This is a genomic window from Deltaproteobacteria bacterium, assembly GCA_016223005.1.
In the GTDB taxonomy this organism is placed as follows: Bacteria; Desulfobacterota; GWC2-55-46; order UBA9637; family GWC2-42-11; genus JACRPW01.
Window position 1 is genome coordinate 1 of record JACRPW010000010.1, and the last position, 3684, is coordinate 3684.

General features: G+C 43.7%; 4 protein-coding genes and 1 pseudogene (1 of these 5 only partly in view). All 5 read right to left on the bottom strand.

The features are described 5' to 3' along the window. Positions 1–572: ATP synthase F1 subunit gamma (atpG, locus tag HZC45_01100; GenBank protein ID MBI5681763.1), on the bottom strand; the 572-nt coding region annotated here is incomplete at its 3' end. A gap of 81 nt (positions 573–653) precedes the next feature. Further along, positions 654–2162, bottom strand: a complete 1509-nt coding sequence (locus tag HZC45_01105) for a F0F1 ATP synthase subunit alpha (GenBank protein MBI5681764.1) — start codon at positions 2160–2162, stop codon at positions 654–656. Further along, entirely contained in the window at positions 2163–2711 is a 549-nt protein-coding gene (atpH, locus tag HZC45_01110; GenBank protein ID MBI5681765.1) for an ATP synthase F1 subunit delta, read from the bottom strand. 81 nt (positions 2712–2792) lie between these two features. Continuing rightward, the gene (locus tag HZC45_01115; GenBank protein ID MBI5681766.1) at positions 2793–3374 is read right to left on the bottom strand and encodes an ATP synthase F0 subunit B; all 582 of its coding nucleotides are present in this window, start codon (positions 3372–3374) and stop codon (positions 2793–2795) included. Next, a pseudogene (locus HZC45_01120) lies at positions 3375–3684 on the bottom strand (ATP synthase F0 subunit B); it runs 134 nt beyond the window's last position.

Below are 3684 nucleotides of genomic sequence, written 5' to 3' on the forward strand. Positions count from 1 at the left end.
TCAATCGGCAAAAGCCTTGTTACAACAGGCCTCTGGCTCATGGCTGATTTGAATTCGCTGTAAACAACATAGACCTCGTCAAATGCGCCATTTATATAATTTTCAGCAACATCCTGACCAATCTCTGCCGCAAGTTTATAATTAGGCCTGCCGGGAGGAAGCGTCCTGTCCTGTCTTATGTTTAAACCCCGTCGTTTGAAATAATCTTTGCCCTTTCTTCCAACAAGGTTCAAGCCTATGTCAAACTTGTCTGTATTATTCCTTATAAAATTCTCTGCCAATCTCATAATATTAGTGTTAAAGCCGCCGCACATGCCCCTGTCAGATGTAACAACAATAAGTTCAACCTTTTTTACATCCCGCACTTCAAGCAAAGGATGTGAATCAGACTTTGTCCTTGCAGCAAGGCTGGATAAAACACCCATCATCTTCTGGGCATATGGACGTGCTGCAATAATATCCTCCTGTGCGCGGCGGAGTTTTGCAGCGGCAACCATTTTCATTGCCTTTGTAATCTGCTGGGTGTTCTTAACGCTCTTTATCCTGCGTCTTATGTCTCGTAGAGTTGCCATGATATAAATATAGGCTATAGGCAAGGGGCTATTGGCTATGGGTTTTTACCTATTGCCTATAGCCTATTGCCCATAGCCTTTCTAGACTACAAACAGTCCTTTGAAATCCTCCAATGCCTTATTTAATTTGGATTTGACTGAATCATCAATTGTCTTCTTCTCTCTCACTTCCTTAACTATTTCAGGGTGTCTTGTATCAAAGTATGTATAGAGTTCATCTTCATATTTTTTAAGCGCTGAAACAGGGTATGCATCAACAAACCCGTTTGTTGCAGCATAGATAATGAGGATTTGTTTTTCTACAGGCAGGGGTTTATACTGCCCCTGTTTTAGTATCTCTACGAGCCTTCCTCCCCTTGCCAGCTGCCTCTGCGTTGCAGCGTCCAAGTCGCTTCCAAACTGGGCAAATGCAGCAAGTTCTCTGTATTGTGCAAGTTCAAGACGAAGTGTGCCTGCAACCTGCTTCATTGCCTTAACCTGCGCGCTGCCGCCGACACGGGACACTGAAAGACCCACATTTATTGCAGGTCGGACGCCTGAATAAAACAAGTCAGTCTCAAGATATATCTGACCATCTGTTATTGAAATCACATTTGTAGGGATGTATGCAGACACATCGCCTGCCTGTGTTTCAATGATTGGAAGCGCTGTCAAAGAACCTCCGCCAATCTCATCCTTTAATTTCGCAGCCCTTTCTAAAAGCCTTGAATGGAGATAGAATACATCGCCGGGATATGCCTCTCTGCCCGGAGGTCTTCTTAAAAGGAGCGACAATTGTCTGTATGCAACAGCGTGCTTTGAAAGGTCATCGTATATAATAAGGGCGTGCTTGCCGTTGTCCCTGAAATGCTCGCCTATGGTGCATCCTGTATATGGGGCAATAAACTGAAGCGGCGCGGGTTCGCTGGCTGTTGCAGCAACAACAAGTGTATAGTCCATAGCGCCGAAGTGTCGGAGTTTTTCAACCACCTGTGCAACAGTAGAGTTTTTCTGCCCTATTGCAACATATATGCAAAAGACATCCTGCCCCTTCTGGTTTATTATTGTGTCAATAGCAACAGCGGTCTTGCCTGTCTGTCTGTCTCCTATTATAAGTTCCCTCTGCCCCCTGCCGATTGGTATCATGCCGTCAATTGCCTTGATGCCTGTCTGAAGAGGCTCTTTAACAGGCTTCCTGTCAACAATACCCCTTGCCTTTACCTCAACATTTCTAAAATTCTTTGTCCCAAGCGGACCCTTGCCGTCAATCGGCTGTCCAATGGCATTTATAACCCTGCCCTTCATCTCTTCACCAACAGGGACCTCAACTATCCTGCCGGTCCTCTTTACAGTATCGCCTTCTTTAATCAGGTGGTAGTCTGAACCAAGTATTGCAGCGCCGACATTGTCCTCTTCAAGATTCAAAACCATCCCGTATATCTCACCCGGGAATTCAAGGAGTTCACCTGCCATTGCCTTTTCAAGACCGTAGATTCTGGCAATACCATCACCCACTGATATGACAGTGCCGATTTCGCTTATATCTATTTCCTTTTCAAAACCCTTGAGTTGATTTTTTATAATCTGACTGATTTCTTCTGCTTTAATCATTTATGCCACCCCTTCCTTTAATCTGGTTTTAACCCTGTCTAACTGGGTCTTTATACTTCCATCTAATACTACATTTCCAACCCTTACCACAATCCCGCCCAATAGTTGAGGATTTTTCTCTACTGCAAGGACAACCTCCTTGCCTGTTAATCTTTCAAGTTTGTCCTTTATGCCGTTTTTAAGGTTTTCATCCATGTCTATCGCTGCTTCAACCTCTGCCCTTATCCGTCCTGCAATCTCATCCTCTATTTTGTAATAGGCGCTGCATATATCCTGAAACATGCCTATATTCCTGTTTTTCACAAGAAGGACAAGGAATCTTCTGACTACATCAGATACCCTTAAACCCTCACAGACCTTTTCAATGAGCCCTGTCCTTGCATCAAGTTTATGCATAGGATTTAGAAGAAGACCTGCCAACTCAGTGTGAGATGAAAAGAGCGCAGAGATACCTCTTAACTCCCTGCCTATATCTCCGGAGGTTCCTGTTTCCTGCCCTATTTCTATAAGCGCCCTTGCGTATCGCCTTGCAATGGTTTTATTTCTCATAAATATAATACAGGCGATGGGCAATGGGCTATTGGTTTTTCTATTGCCTATTGCCTCTTGCCTCTTGCCTATAGCCTGTCTTTAATGCAGCCTCATCCTTTCCATATACTCCTTTATAAGCCTTGCCTGATCATCGGGCTTGATTTCTTTTCTCAAAATCTCCTCTGACATGATAATGGCAAGGTTTACAACCTCACCCCTGATACCCTCTTTTGCCTTTTTGATTTCCTGCTCTATGGCAACCCTTGTCTGCTCCTTGATTTTTTCAGCAGCCTTTTGTGCCTCTTCAATAATTCTATCCCTATCAGCAATACCTTCTGCCCTTAATTCCCCTGTAATCTCTGAAACCTTTTTATCAAGAAGTGCAACCTTTGCCTCATATTCCCTGTATTTCTTTTCTGCCTCTTCCCTTGCTGTCTTTGCCTCAACAAGGGCCTTTTTTATGGATTCACGTCTCTCTGTTAAAAAAGTCTTAACCCTCTTTGCCAGAAGAAAATACAAAAGACCCGCAAGCACAGAAAAATTTATAACCCTCCATAGCATATCGCTGCCGCCTTCATGCCCGCCCTCAGCGGCCGCAAAAACAGTTGAGGTTGCAAGATGCAAGATGCAAGATGCAAGTAAAAACTTGAAACTTAAAACTTGAAACTTGAAACTTTTCATTTATGCCACCTTCCTGCCTATAATTTTTTCTGCTATATCACGCGATATGACCCTGCTGTCATCAGATAATTTACTCATCACAGATTTTATCTCCCCTTCAAGTCTTACCTTTGCTCCTGAAACAGACTCCTGTGCCTCGGACCTTGCACCATCCAGAATAAGTTTCTCATTCTCAAGACCAACTTGTCTTAACTTAAGCCTTTCTTCCTGCCCTTTTACCTTTGCCTCATGCAGCCTTTTTTCATAGTCGTCTGTCCTTGCCTGAACTTCCTTAAACAGTTGTTCAGCCTCTTTCTTTGCACCATCAATC